We start from the raw sequence: 15,600 nt of genomic DNA, 5'->3' as shown, positions 1-15,600 counted from the left end.
TCAGGAGGACGCAATAAAATGTATCGATCAGGGAAAAAATATCGCAGGATCGCTCGGAAACACCGCCGTGATTTTGGGTAGACAAGGCCGTTTAGCCTAGCGAATTTGCCGTCTCGTCCACAAGAGGAGCGTGCGGCTGCTCCAGACTAGCATAGCCACGCTAAAGGGGGGAACGTTTTTTACTAGAAGCGAGGCAGTTTACGCCCCCGGGAATGCCGATATTGACCGCAAGTTCCCCTCGTTATCGAACGTCAATGGCTCGAGTTTGCCGAGTGTTTCGAGCGCAGCAGCGTTGCGGTCCTCGCCGCAAGCCACCTCGTCCCAGTAGGCTTCGCTGCAGACCAACTCGCTCAGATGGAGTGTGTCTCGGATCCAGATCCAACGCAGCTGCTCGCGTGTCCGCTTACCAACTTGGCCCATCGCCGCGACTAATGCCTCGCGATCGCAGTCAAAATGGATCGGCACGGCGCCGGCCGACGCATGCATGCTGGTCAAACAATTGACGCGAGTCTTTTCGTAGTCGATCTTTTCCACCAAGCGGCGATGACAAAATTCGGCGACTCCGATGCCGGCGGCATTGCCCGCGGATTTGTCGCTGAGATCACGCACGTAGATCTGCTTGACCTTGGGAAACTCGTCCGCCGCAGCGACCTTGTCGTTCCACTTGCGGCCTACCACATTGGTGTCCATTCCGGTACCGCTGATCTCTTTGCCCATTCGGTCGACAATCAAAAGATCAACATGATCAAACGGCAACCGCGGCATCCGCTCGCGTGCCATCGCCAACAAACGTGGTTCGGCCGACAGAAACTCGGCTGGCTCGACCGCTTCGACATGCGAGACCTGGTCAAACGCATCTTCGATGATCGCTAGCCCGAGCGAAATCGGCGCAGCGGTCTGGATCATCGGCACAATTTCCGCCGCCATCGCATCCAAACAGTAATTGGCATCCGCCATCGCTTGGTGATAAACGATCGCGCCTTGGTGTTTGCCCAATCCGATCATCAACATTTTGGCCAGCCCACTTTCGTAGCGACCGACCAAACGCGTGTGCGGCTTGATCCGGTTCAACACCACGACGTGATCCATCTGGCTGGCGAACTTGTCAAAGTGAACGTCCAGTCCCGCAGTCGAGGTGCCGATCACAATTGTGTCCAGCGAAGAACGGATCTCGCAGCCCATCGCCGCTTCCTCGATTCCCAAGGATCGTAATAACGCGGCCTGTCCTTCGGCGGTCGCGCCGCCATGGCTGCCCATCGCCGGCACGATCACGGGGACGCCGCCGCACCGCTTGATAAAATCAACCACGGCTGAAACGATCGTCGGCAAGTCGGCGATCCCGCGACTGCCGACCGCGATTGCAACCGTTTGCCCCGGACGAAGCCGGCTGGTCAAAGTCGAATGGCCAATCGCGGCATCGACCGATTGACGGACATTGTCCACCGCGAGCGAGGCGAAGTGTTGACGGAGCCGGAAACATTGCGGCAGTTCTGATTCCACGGAGGCATTCATTGCACGCGTAGCTCCAGCGGATTGAGTTTGACGTTAGGGCGAGCTCGTTTGAATTGTTCGAGCCGAGCGTCGGTGACCTTGGTTTGCTGGACGTCCAAAACTTCCAATTTCGGCAGCGTCTCGATCACATCCATCGCCGCGTCGGACACCTCGGTCTTGGTCAGCCACAAAGTCCGCAGCTCGCTCAGCCCGCTGATCGCCTGGATCAAGGAGTCGTCGATCGCAGCAAAACTCAAATCGAGTTCCTCGAGCTTCTTGGCGTTTTTCAAAGGATCGGCGATGCGGTTGTCGACTGCCGTCGCCTCGAGACTTAACTGCGTCAGCGATGTGGCGTCTGCCAACACAGAGTTCACGACGTCCGAATCGATTTGGCGGTTTCGCGAAAGATCCAGCCAATCGAGCTGGGGCAGTTTTGGAAAACCTTCAATCCCATCGGCCGTGACTTCGCATGACGACAAACACAACCGTTTTGTCGCGGGATCGGGCGGGTTGCGTTTTAGATCTTCGTCATTGACGGTCAAAAACGAACGCATCGGCTGCACCCCCGTGTCGGGGGCAGGAACGTCTGGGTACGGTGACTCGATTCCGTACAGCTCGGCCAAATGGTGATAGATCCATTTTCGGTTTTCAATGTTTCCACCATCAAGCAATTGATGAGTATGGGCGATCGCGTGCGCGTAGTAGCGAGCCAAATCGGGACGCTGCTGAGCTTGCAACCGGCCTTCGGGTTCCAGCTCCGAAAGCGGCATAAAATCGCCCCCGACCAGCGTGCGGTAACGAGCGTATTGCAGCCGTGAAGCGTCCCATCCGCCAAGTGTCGCACGACTCGGGTGCAACTGCAACGATTCAAAATAGCCAGCGATGCCTTCGATCAACCAGAACCCGGCGTCTTCGCCGGGCATCTTGTCGACCGCCGATCGGCTGGTCCGCGACCGAGTGGAACGTGTGGCTTCGCGAAACAATTGATGCGTCAGCTCGTGGCGACGTGTCGCTTCGGTCTCCTCGTGCCCGGCGAACAGAAACGTCGTGCGATTTTCGTCGCTATAAAAACCAGTGGAACGTTCGATCCCTGGAATCGCCTTCGAAAGAGTCGCAGCGTATTCGTTCCAATCACGAAACAAGACAACGGTCAATTTCGCACGCGTCGAAAGCCGCGATGTTTTTTTGGCTAGAAGATCGGCGATCGATGTTCCCGGCGTCCACTCGGCAAACGCCAACGCGACTTGCTGGTTGCCTTCCCACAACGGAAAAAACATCTGGGTCCAAACCCAATAACATTGCTCTAGGTCGACGGCAACTCGTTGTGAATCGGCATCCGAAGCGCGGCTATAGATGGTGAAGTGAGGCGATTCGAACTGCTGATAACTGCCGCGTCGCCATTGCAACCACGAAGGGGCCGATCGCCCCCGAGCCGACCGAATCTCAATCGTTCCGCTCAAGGGGAGTCCGAGAAATCGGCGAATCGCTCGATTGCTTGGATCGGCAGCATGGGCCTGCCAAAGTTCGGAATAAGCCCGCCAAGCTAAGTCGGTTGTCCCCGATGCCGTGTCCGTCGCAGCTGGTTTGTCCAGCATCGCTTGATTTGCAAAGGTCGCGTCTTCCCATTTTTCCGGATCCACAGCAGCAGCATCCGGCGGTAACGCGACCGCAAACGTCGTCCGGTCAGCCGCCAATGACGGCGCGACCATCGTGATGCCCAATGCGACCACGGCCATGACAAACGCGGCGTGCCGCATCAAATTGTCAGTCGACGGCGCTAGCTGCGGGCCATCGACTTTGGCACTAACCGGGTGATTTTGTAGCGGTGTGTCGTAAGCCGCCCGGTCGAAATCGAACGTTTTTTCACGCTGCAACCGGACGGCTTGCGTCGAACCGCTAATTCGTTGGACTCGCGAACGAAAAACTTGAATTTGATGCAACGTATTCGCCATCTGATTGTGGATCTATTAAACTAACGCTCTGCCCAAGGTAAATTTTAAGGTAGCGGAACGTGTCGAGCGTCTCGGATCATTCAGCAATGCAACGAAAGTCTTGACGACTTCCGCTACGATCGCCCCCTCGTTTTTGGTCCTGACATAAACGCGAGGGAGCTACTGCCTGAAGCCTCCTCCAATCGGTATCGCCCACGCCCCTTGTGATATCGATGTCAATCTCCCCAATCCCTCTCCAACCCAATGCCTTCCCATCCCATGCAATATCCTGCTCGCTTCGGATCGCAGATCATGCGTTTCGCACTACTGACGCTTGCCCCGATCCTTTCATTATGTTCGCTCAGCACTCTTGTCGCAGCCGAACGCAATGTGATTTTCATCATTACCGATGACGAGAGTCCGACACTCGGTTGCTACGGCGACCCGGTCGCCAAGACGCCCGCGATCGATGCGATCGCTGCGGACGGCATGTTGTTTCGTAACGCATTCGCGACCACCGCGTCGTGTAGCGCCAGCCGCAGTGTGGTGATGAGCGGACTACACAACCATCGTAACGGACAATTCGGTCACCAACACCACTACCACAAATTTGCTTCGTTTCATGACGTGGTGGGTTTGGCGATGCCGCAAGTGATGAAGAACGCAGGCTACCGCACGGGACAAATTGGCAAGTACCACGTTGCGCCCGAGGCGGTCTATCATTTTGAAACCTATCTGAAAGGCAATCCCCGCAACGCCGTCGAAATGGCGAATGCCAGTAGCGACTTCATCACCGATTCGAGCGACGACCGGCCTTTCTTTTTGTACTTCGCCACCTCCGACCCGCATCGTGGCGGCGGCGTTGACAAGACCAGCAAATTGGAGCTGAAGCCCGACTTATTTGGCAACAAACCCAACGGCAAGGCCTATCCCGGCGTCGATGAGGTTTTCTACGACCCTGCGGACGTTGTCGTGCCACCGTTTTTGCCCGACACGCCTGAGACACGCGAAGAGTTGGCTCAGTACTACCAATCGTGTTCGCGGATTGACCAAGGCGTCGCTCGCTTGGTCGAAATCCTGAAGGCCAACGATCTTTACGACAAGACGATGCTGGTCTTTACCGCCGACCACGGCATGGCGTTCGCCGGTGGCAAAACCACGGTTTACGAAGGTGGCTTGCGAGTCCCCTTCGTTGTTCGCGATCCCTACCAAAGCGAACGTGGGGTCGAGTCCGATGCACTGATCAGCCACATCGACATCACTCCGTCGATCCTCGATTTCGCGGGCGGTTTGGATCCCAAAACCAACGGTCCTAAAAATCCAATCAACGTCAAAAAGTATTGGGCCGAGCGTGACGAGGCGATGAAAGACAACCGTGACGGCGGACAGAAATTCGACTCCTACCACGGCAAATCATGGATGCACTGTTTGGCCAATCCTGCGGAACCGCATCACGAAACCATTTTTGCCTCGCACACGTTCCATGAAATCCAAATGTACTACCCGATGCGAGTCGTTCGCGACGACAAGTACAAGCTGATCTGGAATATCGCCTATCCATTGCCGTACCCGTTCGCGTCGGATTTGTGGGCCGCCAGCAGCTGGCAGGCTCAGTGGAAGCAAGGTCCTGACACGCCGTACGGCAACAAAACGGTGGATGGCTATGTTCACCGCCCCCAATTCGAGCTGTATGACATCGCGGCCGATCCGAACGAAACGAGCAATTTGGCCGACAGCGAAGGGCACAAAGATATCCTGGAACGATACAAGGCCAAGCTAAAGGCGATGCAGAAAGAGATGCAGGACCCGTGGATCATGAAATGGGATTACGAATAGCAGATGGCGGGCATCTGCGGATGTTTTCGTTGCGTGGTCGCCATGCGGCAACTATCCTAACAGACCCACGTTTTCCTTCGTTCCTCGTGAGTTTTGCCATCTATCGATGATCTATTTCATACTCTGGGTCGTCTTTCTGTTAGCGGTCATCCTAGCGGTACCGATTGTATCGCTGATGGGCAACCGTAAACCACGAGAGCCCAAGGCTGCCGCCGACCCCGAGGCCATGCCCGAGGAAGCGGAAGAGCAAGCGTTCGGCGAAAACGAAGGTTTTGCTGGCGACGAGGTCGCGGCCGAAGTGCCCGCGGACGATGGATTTGGCGGCGGTGAACCGATGGTGGGTGGCGACGACGCGTTTGAAGGGTTCGAAGAGCTGAAATAGCCCTGCAAGAAGTAGTCCTGGAAGCGGCGGAACGCCGACTGCAAGGACGTTTTGGACGCACCGCTAGCGAGTCCCATGCACCGACATGGACTGTAAACGAGGTTGGTTTCGCGGTGAGGCGTGCGTCAATCGCGTTTTCCTTGTTTCGGATCGGACGCCCCCTGACGGACACCTAGAAATTGCCCACGACACGCTGGCAAGATCCGTTAGAATAGCAGCGTCCTCAAGATCCCCCCTCGCTCGCTCCCGCCTTCCCTCCCTTCCTTCCCTGAGTGCGATTCGATGAATCCCTTTTCGTCTTCAATTTCGCGTCGTGAAATGTTGCGCCGATGTGGTACCGGATTCGGCGCGGTCGCGTTGGGCGACATGCTTAGCCGAGACGCGATGGCCGCCGGATCCTCACCGCTGCAGTTTCCTGCCAAAGCAAAATACGTCATCCATTTGTTCATGAACGGCGGGCCGAGCCATGTCGACACGTTCGATTACAAACCGGCATTGGCCAAATTCGATGGCAAATCGGCGCCGACGGGAACGCTAAAGACGGAACGTCCAACCGGCAACGTGATGGGGTCTCCGTTCAAATTCAAACCGTACGGCGAAAGTGGAATCCACGTCAGCGAACTGTTCGCCAAAACAGCCGAGCATATCGACGACATCTGCGTGATTAATTCTATGCACGCGAATGTGCCCAATCACGAGCCTTCGCTGATGCTGATGAATACGGGCGAATCACGATTGGTCCGCCCCAGTGTTGGATCGTGGATGACGTATGGTCTGGGCAGCGAGAATGAAAATCTGCCATCGTTCATCGTCATGTGTCCCGGCGGCTACCCGATCAAAGAGTCCCAAAATTGGCAGAACAGTTTTCTGCCGGGCAAGTATCAAGGTACCTATATCGATTCGAGTCACGAGCGTGTCGACAAACTGATCGACAACATTCGCTCGCCCGGAGTCTCGGAATACGACCAGCGTCAACAATTAGATCTGCTGGCGTCGATCAATCAGCAGCATGCATCGCAGCGTCCCGAGGACCCACGATTGGAATCACGAATCCAGTCGTTCGAACTTGCCTATCGAATGCAGTACGAAGCGACCGACGCGTTTGATGTTTCACGAGAGACATCGGCGGTGCGGGACGCTTATGGACCAGGTGATTTTGCGCGTCAAACCTTGATCGCCCGCCGGTTGGTCGAGCGAGGCGTACGGTATGTTCAGCTTTACACCGGAGCCGGACAACCTTGGGACAACCATGACGACCTGAACGCCGGCCACAAACGGCTCGCCGGCCAAGTCGACCAGCCAATCGCGGCACTGTTGGCCGATCTGAAACGGCTCGGTTTGCTTGACGAAACACTGGTGATTTGGGGTGGCGAGTTTGGCCGAACGCCTGTGGTGGAAATGCCCAAAGAGGGCTCGAACCAGGGCAAGATGAATGGTCGAGACCACAACCATCATGGCTTCACCATGTGGATGGCTGGCGGCGGTGTCAAAGGCGGCCAGACGATTGGGATGACCGACGAGATTGGATTCAAAGCGGTTGAAAACCGCGTCCATGTGCACGACCTGCACGCCACGATGCTGAAGTTGATGGGATTTGATCACAAGAAATTGACCTACCGATATGCTGGTCGCGATTTCCGATTAACGGACGTCCACGGCCGCATCATCGACGACATCATTGCGTAGTGCCACTCGCCCCCAACGAAGCGTGACTGGTGATATTGGTCTATTTCAAATACCTGCCATGATGCCCGTGCTCACCGCTACAGCTGTAGCGGGTCACCACTCTCGGCGAAGCTGGGAGAGGTCCAGCGGGGCCCTTTAGGCCTCGTTCGAGTGAGGGCCGACCGCGCAACATAGCGTGCAGTGAACTCGACTTGCTCGGTCGGCCCTCACCCGAGCATCGCTGAAGGCTCTGCTCGACCTCTCCCAAGCCTGCGTTTGGGAGAGGTGACAGTACGTTTGCGCAACGCGGGATTTTATTTCAGCAGTCTTCATCCTCGTCATCCCATTCCTCTTCGAATGGGTATTGCTTGGGTGCCTCTCCGAATCGATCGGTGATCTTTGGTTCCTCGTACTCATCGGGCAGATCGCTCAAGTCTTCGATCAAGACATTGAATTTCCAATCATCACCAAAGTCATAGTGAAAGAGCATCGATTCGCCCTTTCCGATGGGCAGATGCCCCAGCATCATTTCGTCGGCGAAGTAAACTCCATCCCTTAATTGCGGACAAATGACGGTCTCATTCTGGCCGCGTTTGTTGCGATATTCAAACTGGTAGAGGTGATCGAATTCAAAATCGAAAGCTTCGATGATCAGCGCCGCAAGTTCCTCGAGCGTTGTCTCGTCCGGAGCGACGATTCGACGCCAGACATCACCCCACGAGACTTTGAGCGTGAACTGAAATTCTTGAAACTCAGGCTCGGGCTCTGTCAATGATTTTTTCCATTCAGGAAAGTAGGGCTTCAACGTAGCCTGAAATTCCTCGTCCGAGTCGGAGACACGATTTTTGAGCCCGCAGCAGGCACAGAACATTGCATCTCCGAACGGAAGTCGCTCGCCCCACTGAAGTTCAGCCGACTTTCCGGCTTTGGCTTCGGACGCATACTTAAGTCGCAACCAACCGAATTGATGCATCAAGTTGTATGCGACGTGATACTCAAGCCCTAGATCGTCAAGAATAGATGATTTACGCCTATCGAGATATAAAATATAAATACGCGTTTTCGAATCTATCTTTCAAACCATGCGAATGCATGCCACGTTCTCCAACGATCTCGAAAGAGGCGGTCGTCATACAAGTGCCGAGCAATGACATGTATTGATCCGTGGGCTCTAGAGATTCCCACTGCGCTCGCATTTCAGGATCAACGAACACCCTGCGTTTCGGCTTGTCTTCGCCTACGACCAACCCGCTGGAACGCAGCAATAAGAACAATCCCATCAGAGCGGGAAACGATCTCAGTTGCGGTCGCTTGATATTGTGAACCAGCGGCGTGGTGAGCCGTTGGTTGAATTCATCGAGCCGACCTTGCGGCAAGAGAAAATACTTGCTGGTGGTCGGCAATCCCTCGCCAATCGCCTCGATCAACATATGGATATCGATCAAAATCGAGCCGGGATTCCCTTTTTCAATGGTTTGCTTGCGTAGGATATCTGCGTTCGGCTTTGTCAGACCGTTTATGTAGAGATTGCGTATGTCGTCGGCCAACATTTCTTTTTCCAATGATTGTTGATGTTGATTCTCGAATTCCCAATATCTCGCCGGGCAGGAGCCTTTTCATTTCTTTGCCATTGGAATCTTTCGATCGCTCTGCAATTTCTTTGCGAACTCGAACTCGTCAGGCGGCAATTCTAAGTAGAATAGCGTCCCCTCTGGGGCGTTTGTCGACAAGTCGTCCAGCATCCCGTGCCTCCCCCCCCAATATCTCTCCGCAAAGTTCTCGATGTTCATCAAATCAATGGTTCGTTTGACGTCCACTTGCTTCGTCGCCCTCCTTGCCATCCCGGTTAGCTGCAGTCTCGCGTCAGCAGCGGACACCTATTCCGAAAATCCTGGGACCGAGGGCAACGGCAACCACGTCGTCGGCCCCAATTACTCGATCGATCCTGATTTGACCGACCAAGGAAATCCGAAAGGCAAGTATTTTGAATTCACAATGCCACTTGCCAACAGCAAGATTTTTCCGGGCACTGACACCACGCTGAATCCGAAAAAGGAAGTCCACAAAGAACGAAAGATTTTTGTCTACGTTCCTGCCGCCTACGTCGATGGCACGAAGGCACCGATCTTGGTCACGATGGATGGTCCGAGCCGATTGGATCTGGTCCGCAACGCACTCGATAATTTGACGATCTCAAAAGATCCCAGCCGCAGGTTGCCCGCCTTTATCGCGATTGCGGTCCAAAACGGAGGCAACGACGGCAAGGGAAGCGAACGAGGACTTGAGTATGACACGATGTCCGACCGCTATGCCCGGTTCATTAACGACGAAGTTTTGCCCGCGGTGCTCAACAACCCGAAAATCAAAGCGGCCTATCCCAACATTGGCTTCACCGAAAATCCGTGGGGCCGAGCCGCGATGGGATGCAGTTCCGGAGGCGCCGCGGCGCTGACGATGGGCTGGTTTCGCCCCGACTTGTTTCGCCGCTTGATCACTTACTCGGGCACCTTTGTGGACCAACAAGACGACGACGCTCCCGAAGAAGCGGATTACCCGTTGGGTGCTTGGGAATACCATTCGAGCATGAAATTGATCGCCAACAGCGAAAAGAAGCCTCTGCGGATCTTTACGCATGTTTCCGAGAACGACAACCGCGCGAACGATCCCGAAGGAACGCATCACAATTGGGTGATGGCCAATCAGCGGACCGCCGCAGCCCTCAAAGCCAAAGGTTACGATTATCGCTACGTCTTCAGCCGAGCAACCCGGCACTGTGATCGCAAAGTGTTCGAGCGAACGCTCGCCGATACGCTGGTGTGGATGTGGCGTGGCTATCACGCCGAGTGACCACCTGGGACCGCTGAGCAATAACCATCCTAACGCGTTTTGAAGACGTTCCCCGGGCCAAAGGCCCAGCAATTTGCATAGCCTGGCCCAACGGGCCAGGTTTTCGATGCAAAGAAACCTAAGGGCCAACGGCCCGGCCATTTGCCAGCCGCCCTCAGTAGATCCGAGCAAACGGCCGGGCCGTTGGCCCTTCCATTCATTGGTTTTCTTGGTCCCAGCCCGTTGGGCTGGGCTAGGTAAACGTCCGGGGCTTTGCCCCTAAAGATAAACATGCAACATCAAAACATACGCGTCGGGTAGTGATTTTACTAAGCCGGACGTTCTTGTACGACACGGACCGTTCGTCGCTCCGCCACTACCTCGCCATCTCTTACCCAAGCCTGACCATGATTCGATTTTCTTGGATTGCTGCCGTCGTAGCGTTGACCATCTTGTTGGCGGTGTTTGCAAAACCTTCCCTGGCCGAACGGCCGAACGTGTTGATCATTTACGGAGATGACCAAGGTTCGATCGATCTGGGGTGTTTGGGCGTCACCGATCTGCAAACGCCAAACCTGGATCGCTTGGCCAACGAAGGATTGCTGCTGACTCAGATGTATTCGGCTGCACCGGTGTGTTCGGCCAGCCGAGTGGGGTTGTTGACGGGGCGTTACCCCGCACGTGCAGGACAACCAGGCAACGGCGATCTGCGGTCCGAAGAAGTCACGATCGGCGAAGTTTTTCGCAACGCAGGCTATCGCACCGGACAAGTCGGCAAGTGGCATCTCGGTCAGACGGCAGAAACGAATCCGAAGGGGCAAGGCTTTGACGATTGGTTTGGTCATCTCGGTGGCTGTATCGATAACTACTCGCACTTCTTTTTCTGGGCCGGCCCGAACCGTCACGACCTGTTCGACAATGGACACGAAGTCTATCGACCAGGCGAGTATTTTCCTCAGTTAATGGTGGATCGCTGCAAAACGTTTATCGACAAACCGTCCGATCAGCCATGGCTACTGTACTGGGCATTCAACGCGCCGCACTATCCCTATCAAGGGACGCCCGAGTGGCTCGAGCGTTACAAGGACTTGCCATCACCCCGCCGTGAGTACGGTGCTTTTTTGTCAACCATGGATCAATACATTGGCGAAGTGATCGAGCACCTTGACCGCAGTGGGCTGAGCGAAAACACGATCGTCATCTACCAAGCGGACCATGGGCACAGCACCGAGATTCGCGCCTTTGGTGGCGGCGGCAACGCCGGGCCCTATCGGGGAGCCAAGTTTTCGCTGTTCGAAGGGGGCATTCGAGTTCCATCGATCGTTCGCTTTCCGCCAAAATTCCCGGCTGGTCAAACCCGTGACCAATTCATGACCGCGTGTGATTGGCTGCCCACCCTTTGTCAACTCTGCGACGTAAAACCGCCTGCAAACACGCTCGATGGTGTATCGATCGTGGATGTTTTAAGTCATGATGCAAAGCCGCCACGCGAAACGTTTTATTGGCAGTTCGGCGGTGGCGGCAAAAACTCTCAGTGGGCAGTCCGCGACCAGAACTGGAAACTGATTGGCAATCCCCGTGACACCTCGCTCAACGAAACCCAGCGTAAAGAGGGTGGCCGATTGAAGGATAAATTGTTTCTTGTGGATCTGAACCAGGACATTGGCGAGACAAATAATGTTGCAGAATCTCGACCCGATATCACACAGCGGTTGCTGAAATTGCGAGCCGAGATGACAAGTGACTTTGAATAGCCAAGTCATGCATCCCCACTTCTAAAATCCCCTCTCCCCCCTTTCCCAACCGCCATGATGAAAAAACATCTCCCTGTGTTATCGCTTGTTGTCGTTACCGCATTGCTGCTAATGCCTGGACGATCGCGTGCCGACGAGCGTCCCAATATCGTGTTCTTCTTTGCCGATGATCAAACCACCAGCACGCTGGGCTGCTACGGCAACGACGTCATTCAGACGCCGAACATCGACGGCTTGGCCGCGCGAGGCACGCGATTCGAAAACGCGTTTGTCAGCCAAGCCATTTGCTGGGTCAGCCGCACCACCATCCTGTCGGGATTAACAGGGCGCAGCTTCGGTACCTCCGCGAATCCAGACACGGCGCGAGCCGATGCAGTGGAGTCCTTGTACAGCGACCTGTTGCGAGAAAACGGATACCGCACCGGCTACTTCGGTAAATGGCACGCCAAGATGCCAGCAGGGTACCGAAATCAAGATCACTTTGACGAGTTCGAGGCAATCGGGCGAAACCCGTATTACAAAAAACAAGCCGATGGCAGCCTGCGTCACGAAACCGAATTGATCGTCGATCGCGGTATTGAATTCGTTAAAAATCAGCCCAAAGACAAACCGTTCGCACTGAACATGTGGTTCAACGCCTGTCACGCCGAAGACGGCGATCGTCGCCCGGGGATCGGGCATTTCCCTTGGCCTCGCGCCGTCGACGGGATGTACGAAGACGTCCAAATCGCTCCGCCGCGTCTGGGTGCCCCTGCGATCTTTGACGGACAACCCGACTTTCTGAAAACCACGATCAATCGCGAACGTTATTTTTGGCGATGGAATACCGACGAAAAATATCAAACCAACATGCGTGCCTATTACCGCATGGTCAGCGGTATCGATGGTGCGATCGGCCGTTTCATGGCCGCATTGGAAGAAGCCGGATTGGCCGACAACACGATCATCGTCTACTCGGCCGACAACGGCTACTACATGGGCAATCGCGGGTTTGCCGGCAAGTGGTCGCATTACGAAGAGGCACTCCGCGTGCCGATGATCGTTGCGGATCCGCGGGTCCCTAAAACTCAGCAAGGCAAAGTTGCTGATGCGATTGCATTGAACTTGGATCTGCCAGCCACGTTTTTGGATTGGGCTAACGTCGAAGTGCCGAAGCGTTACCAGGGGCACAGCCTAAAACCGATCGTCGAATCGCAAAAACCAGCGGATTGGCGAACCGAGTCATTCCATGAGCATTTTGCGGTTCGCAATCGCATTCCAGCCTACGAAGGCATCCGTAACGAGCGGTACAAGTACGTTCGCTATTTTGATCACGGCAACCATGAATTCTTGCACGATCTGAAAAACGATCCCGACGAATTGGTCAATTTGGCCTCGGATCCTGAGCATGCCGAAACACTTAAAGCGATGCGTCAGCGGACGACCGAGCGTGTCGCAGAACTGGGTGGCCCGCTCGATCCGCTGAAAAACTTCTCTCCGTCCACGGTGCCTCATCCCGAGGCTTCGGCCGCAGTCGGCACGCGAGCGGACCAAGACGGTTTCGTCCGCGTGTTTGACGGCAAGACGCTGCGTCAATGGTCGGGCGACTCGAAGTATTGGTCGGTTCAAGACGGTGCGTTGACCGGTGTGACCGATGGCTCGCTAAAGATGAATCGCTTCATCACCTGGAAGAACTCGACGATCCGCAACTTCGATTTGCGAGTTAAAGTCAAAGTCACCGCCGGCGGCAACAGTGGACTTCAGTATCGCGGCACATCGCGTCCTGATCTCGGTTTGGACATCGTAACCGGATACCAGTGTGATGTCGTTGCCGACAACCCTAACTACAACGGCATGCTTTACGAAGAAAAGGGACGACGGATCCTGTCGCATACCGGCGAGAAAGTGATCATCGACAGCAGCGGACAACCGTGGGTCGTTGGCCAATTGGCGGGAAGTGATGCGATCAAAGACTTCAATACCGAATCCTGGCACGACTACCGCGTGTTGGTCCAAGGCAATCACCATCAACATTGGATCGACGGGCATCCGACCGCCGACCTAATCGACTTGGACGAGAAGGGACGTTCACTCGAAGGAGTGCTGGCCGTGCAAGTGCATGTCGGTCCCGCGATGAAGATCCAGTACAAAGATTTCAAGATCAAGCATCTTCCCGACGATCTGCCGCTGCTGAAGGCCGAGGATCATCCGATCCCCAGCGATGCCTACGGAGTGAGACCGCAAGGCCGATTGCCCAAAGATTGGAAGGCTCCGGTTTACGGAAATCGCTAAGTACAGCCAACGCTAGTGGACTAACGGTCTTTGCCCGCTTGGCGAAGAAACGTTTCCAGTCCTGCTAGATCGTCGGTGTTGATCATATCGACACCGCTGTCGTGCAGGACACGCCACATCGCTGTGGTGTCGGGGGTCGCCCAGAAACGAACGCGTCTGCCCTGAGCATGGGCAGATGCGATCGTTTGATCCAACTTCTGCTGGTCCTCGGTGCTGATCGTTCCTTTGCCGTTCCAGCGAAAATGTTTACGCCAATTGTCGCTGATCAGCGGCATCAAATGGCTTGGCAGTGGCGAATCCAGATCGCTTAACCGGCCATCCACCCCTGCGTAACGTACGGATTCTGCGGTCATCAATTCAAACGGCCGATTGCCAGAGACGATCACATTGATCGCTTTGCGTTGCAGTTGCCCGTCACGAACCACCGAGATCATTTCGGGATAGCGAGCGAGAGTTTTTGCGAGTGCCGCATACGTGGGCTCGGCAGCACTCTTAATATCAATCAGCAGATAAAACGGATCGTTTGTACCATGCACCGATCCATTGTTCTGCTGCACTCGTTTGCGCAGTGGGTTCAAGTAAAGTGATTGAAGCGTGCGTTCGGGTTTCAGTTCATCTTGGGAATGAGCGACCCACAATTCCCCATCAACGAGATAGATGTCCGCTTCGACGCTGGTAAAACCATGATCCAGCGCATCCAGCAAAGGACGCGTGTGCGCATAATCATTGTGGGCATGAGCTAACGAGAGCGGCGGTGCGACGGTCGATTGACAAAACGCGGGGCGATCAACCATCGCGAAGATGATCAATGCCGATAGAGCCATGGTAGGTTGCAAACGTATCAAGGGATGTCATCCAATAAAGTGGAGGGAACAGCGTCGAATTCGCCTAGGAAATTCGCGCACCCCATCGTACCAATTAGGCTCTGGGTAGGCAGGAACCCATGATGAAACATCGCATTATAAAAATAGAGCTAGCGACGGTCGCGGCCACAACCACCGGATTACTCGTCGTGCTGGCGGTGGGTTATCTGTCGTGGCCGATGGCGAAGGGTGTCCAAGGCATTGCGATCGGCACGGCGGTTTCGGCTCTGGCCGCAGTCGGGATGCGAAGCCGTCTCGAGTCGCCCCCGTCGATGATTGCTAGCGCCATCGGTTCGATGGTCGCCTGCTTTTTTGCAATCGCGAGCGCCGAAATGCTCCCCCCGGGCAGCGCGCAGTGGATGCTGAAGGGCGGAATCTACGGAGCCTGTTTTGGCATCCCCGTCGCGTTGATCTTAGGTCCGATTGGCTTGATCGATAAACCATCCATCAACCGCCCTCAGTAGCACGGCAACGGTTTGGAAAGCCAAGCGAGAATCGTAGGCTGGAGCGACGTTCCAACACCGCGGCGGAAAAAAACTTTCCAGCAATCTCGTCTCCGCCGGACCTCCACCGCGCGAAAC

The 15,600-nt window shown here is 55.2% G+C and carries 12 protein-coding genes; 7 read left to right on the top strand and 5 right to left on the bottom strand.

Features of this window, described 5'->3' with window-relative positions:
- Positions 1 to 198 precede the first annotated feature (198 nt).
- Positions 199 to 1,512, bottom strand: a complete 1,314-nt coding sequence (locus tag ABD971_RS32605) for a nickel pincer cofactor-dependent isomerase, group 22 (RefSeq protein ID WP_345327874.1) — start codon at positions 1,510 to 1,512, stop codon at positions 199 to 201.
- The gene (locus ABD971_RS32600) at positions 1,509 to 3,443 is read right to left on the bottom strand and encodes a leucine-rich repeat domain-containing protein (RefSeq protein ID WP_345327873.1); all 1,935 of its coding nucleotides are present in this window, start codon (positions 3,441 to 3,443) and stop codon (positions 1,509 to 1,511) included. The genes ABD971_RS32605 and ABD971_RS32600 overlap by 4 nt, the downstream gene beginning before the upstream one ends.
- Positions 3,444 to 3,734: 291 nt before the next feature.
- Between ABD971_RS32600 and ABD971_RS32595 the strand changes: the two genes are divergently transcribed.
- The 3 genes from ABD971_RS32595 (at position 3,735) to ABD971_RS32585 (ending at position 7,326) form a co-directional block, all read left to right on the top strand.
- Complete coding sequence (locus tag ABD971_RS32595; RefSeq protein ID WP_345327872.1) at positions 3,735 to 5,258, top strand: sulfatase family protein; 1,524 nt, start codon at positions 3,735 to 3,737, stop codon at positions 5,256 to 5,258.
- Positions 5,259 to 5,364: 106 nt separating this feature from the next.
- Positions 5,365 to 5,640, top strand: a complete 276-nt coding sequence (locus ABD971_RS32590; protein ID WP_345327871.1) for a hypothetical protein — start codon at positions 5,365 to 5,367, stop codon at positions 5,638 to 5,640.
- 282 nt (positions 5,641 to 5,922) lie between these two features.
- Entirely contained in the window at positions 5,923 to 7,326 is a 1,404-nt protein-coding gene (locus ABD971_RS32585) for a DUF1501 domain-containing protein (protein ID WP_345327870.1), read from the top strand.
- A 298-nt stretch (positions 7,327 to 7,624) separates the two neighbouring features.
- On the opposite strand, the gene ABD971_RS32580 is transcribed toward ABD971_RS32585, so the two are convergent.
- Both ABD971_RS32580 and ABD971_RS32575 read right to left on the bottom strand, forming a co-directional pair.
- Entirely contained in the window at positions 7,625 to 8,278 is a 654-nt protein-coding gene (locus ABD971_RS32580; protein WP_345327869.1) for an IS1096 element passenger TnpR family protein, read from the bottom strand.
- 58 nt (positions 8,279 to 8,336) lie between these two features.
- Positions 8,337 to 8,855, bottom strand: a complete 519-nt coding sequence (locus ABD971_RS32575; protein WP_345327868.1) for a hypothetical protein — start codon at positions 8,853 to 8,855, stop codon at positions 8,337 to 8,339.
- 232 nt (positions 8,856 to 9,087) lie between these two features.
- Here ABD971_RS32575 and ABD971_RS32570 point away from each other — a divergent pair, with 232 nt between their 5' ends.
- The 3 genes from ABD971_RS32570 to ABD971_RS32560 all read left to right on the top strand — a co-directional run bounded on the left by ABD971_RS32570 (position 9,088) and on the right by ABD971_RS32560 (position 14,156).
- Positions 9,088 to 10,152: an alpha/beta hydrolase gene (locus tag ABD971_RS32570; RefSeq protein ID WP_345327867.1), complete on the top strand. Its 1,065-nt coding sequence runs from the start codon at positions 9,088 to 9,090 to the stop codon at positions 10,150 to 10,152.
- Positions 10,153 to 10,538: 386 nt separating this feature from the next.
- The gene (locus ABD971_RS32565) at positions 10,539 to 11,885 is read left to right on the top strand and encodes a sulfatase family protein (RefSeq protein WP_345327866.1); all 1,347 of its coding nucleotides are present in this window, start codon (positions 10,539 to 10,541) and stop codon (positions 11,883 to 11,885) included.
- 57 nt (positions 11,886 to 11,942) lie between these two features.
- Positions 11,943 to 14,156, top strand: coding sequence for a sulfatase-like hydrolase/transferase (locus ABD971_RS32560; RefSeq protein ID WP_345327865.1), 2,214 nt, complete (start codon positions 11,943 to 11,945; stop codon positions 14,154 to 14,156).
- 20 nt (positions 14,157 to 14,176) lie between these two features.
- Here ABD971_RS32560 and ABD971_RS32555 read toward each other — a convergent pair whose 3' ends face one another.
- On the bottom strand, positions 14,177 to 14,980 hold the full coding sequence (locus tag ABD971_RS32555) for a phosphatidylinositol-specific phospholipase C/glycerophosphodiester phosphodiesterase family protein (RefSeq protein ID WP_345327864.1): 804 nt from the start codon (positions 14,978 to 14,980) through the stop codon (positions 14,177 to 14,179).
- A 122-nt stretch (positions 14,981 to 15,102) separates the two neighbouring features.
- On the opposite strand from ABD971_RS32555, the gene ABD971_RS32550 reads away from it, so the two are divergent.
- The gene (locus tag ABD971_RS32550) at positions 15,103 to 15,483 is read left to right on the top strand and encodes a hypothetical protein (RefSeq protein WP_345327863.1); all 381 of its coding nucleotides are present in this window, start codon (positions 15,103 to 15,105) and stop codon (positions 15,481 to 15,483) included.
- Positions 15,484 to 15,600: the final 117 nt, after the last annotated feature.

Source organism: Novipirellula rosea, assembly GCF_039541335.1.
GTDB classification, from domain to species: Bacteria; Planctomycetota; Planctomycetia; order Pirellulales; family Pirellulaceae; genus Novipirellula; species Novipirellula rosea.
This window is presented reverse-complemented; position numbering and strand designations above follow the sequence as displayed.

Bases quoted from the DNA above. Each gene is read 5' to 3' on its own strand.
- ABD971_RS32605 (WP_345327874.1), bottom strand. From the start codon at position 1,512: ATGAATGCCTCCGTGGAATCAGAACTGCCGCAATGTTTCCGGCTCCGT.
- ABD971_RS32600 (WP_345327873.1), bottom strand. From the start codon at position 3,443: ATGGCGAATACGTTGCATCAAATTCAAGTTTTTCGTTCGCGAGTCCAA.
- ABD971_RS32595 (WP_345327872.1), top strand. From the start codon at position 3,735: ATGCGTTTCGCACTACTGACGCTTGCCCCGATCCTTTCATTATGTTCG.
- ABD971_RS32590 (WP_345327871.1), top strand. From the start codon at position 5,365: ATGATCTATTTCATACTCTGGGTCGTCTTTCTGTTAGCGGTCATCCTA.
- ABD971_RS32585 (WP_345327870.1), top strand. From the start codon at position 5,923: ATGAATCCCTTTTCGTCTTCAATTTCGCGTCGTGAAATGTTGCGCCGA.
- ABD971_RS32580 (WP_345327869.1), bottom strand. From the start codon at position 8,278: ATGCATCAATTCGGTTGGTTGCGACTTAAGTATGCGTCCGAAGCCAAA.
- ABD971_RS32575 (WP_345327868.1), bottom strand. From the start codon at position 8,855: ATGTTGGCCGACGACATACGCAATCTCTACATAAACGGTCTGACAAAG.
- ABD971_RS32570 (WP_345327867.1), top strand. From the start codon at position 9,088: ATGTTCATCAAATCAATGGTTCGTTTGACGTCCACTTGCTTCGTCGCC.
- ABD971_RS32565 (WP_345327866.1), top strand. From the start codon at position 10,539: ATGATTCGATTTTCTTGGATTGCTGCCGTCGTAGCGTTGACCATCTTG.
- ABD971_RS32560 (WP_345327865.1), top strand. From the start codon at position 11,943: ATGAAAAAACATCTCCCTGTGTTATCGCTTGTTGTCGTTACCGCATTG.
- ABD971_RS32555 (WP_345327864.1), bottom strand. From the start codon at position 14,980: ATGGCTCTATCGGCATTGATCATCTTCGCGATGGTTGATCGCCCCGCG.
- ABD971_RS32550 (WP_345327863.1), top strand. From the start codon at position 15,103: ATGAAACATCGCATTATAAAAATAGAGCTAGCGACGGTCGCGGCCACA.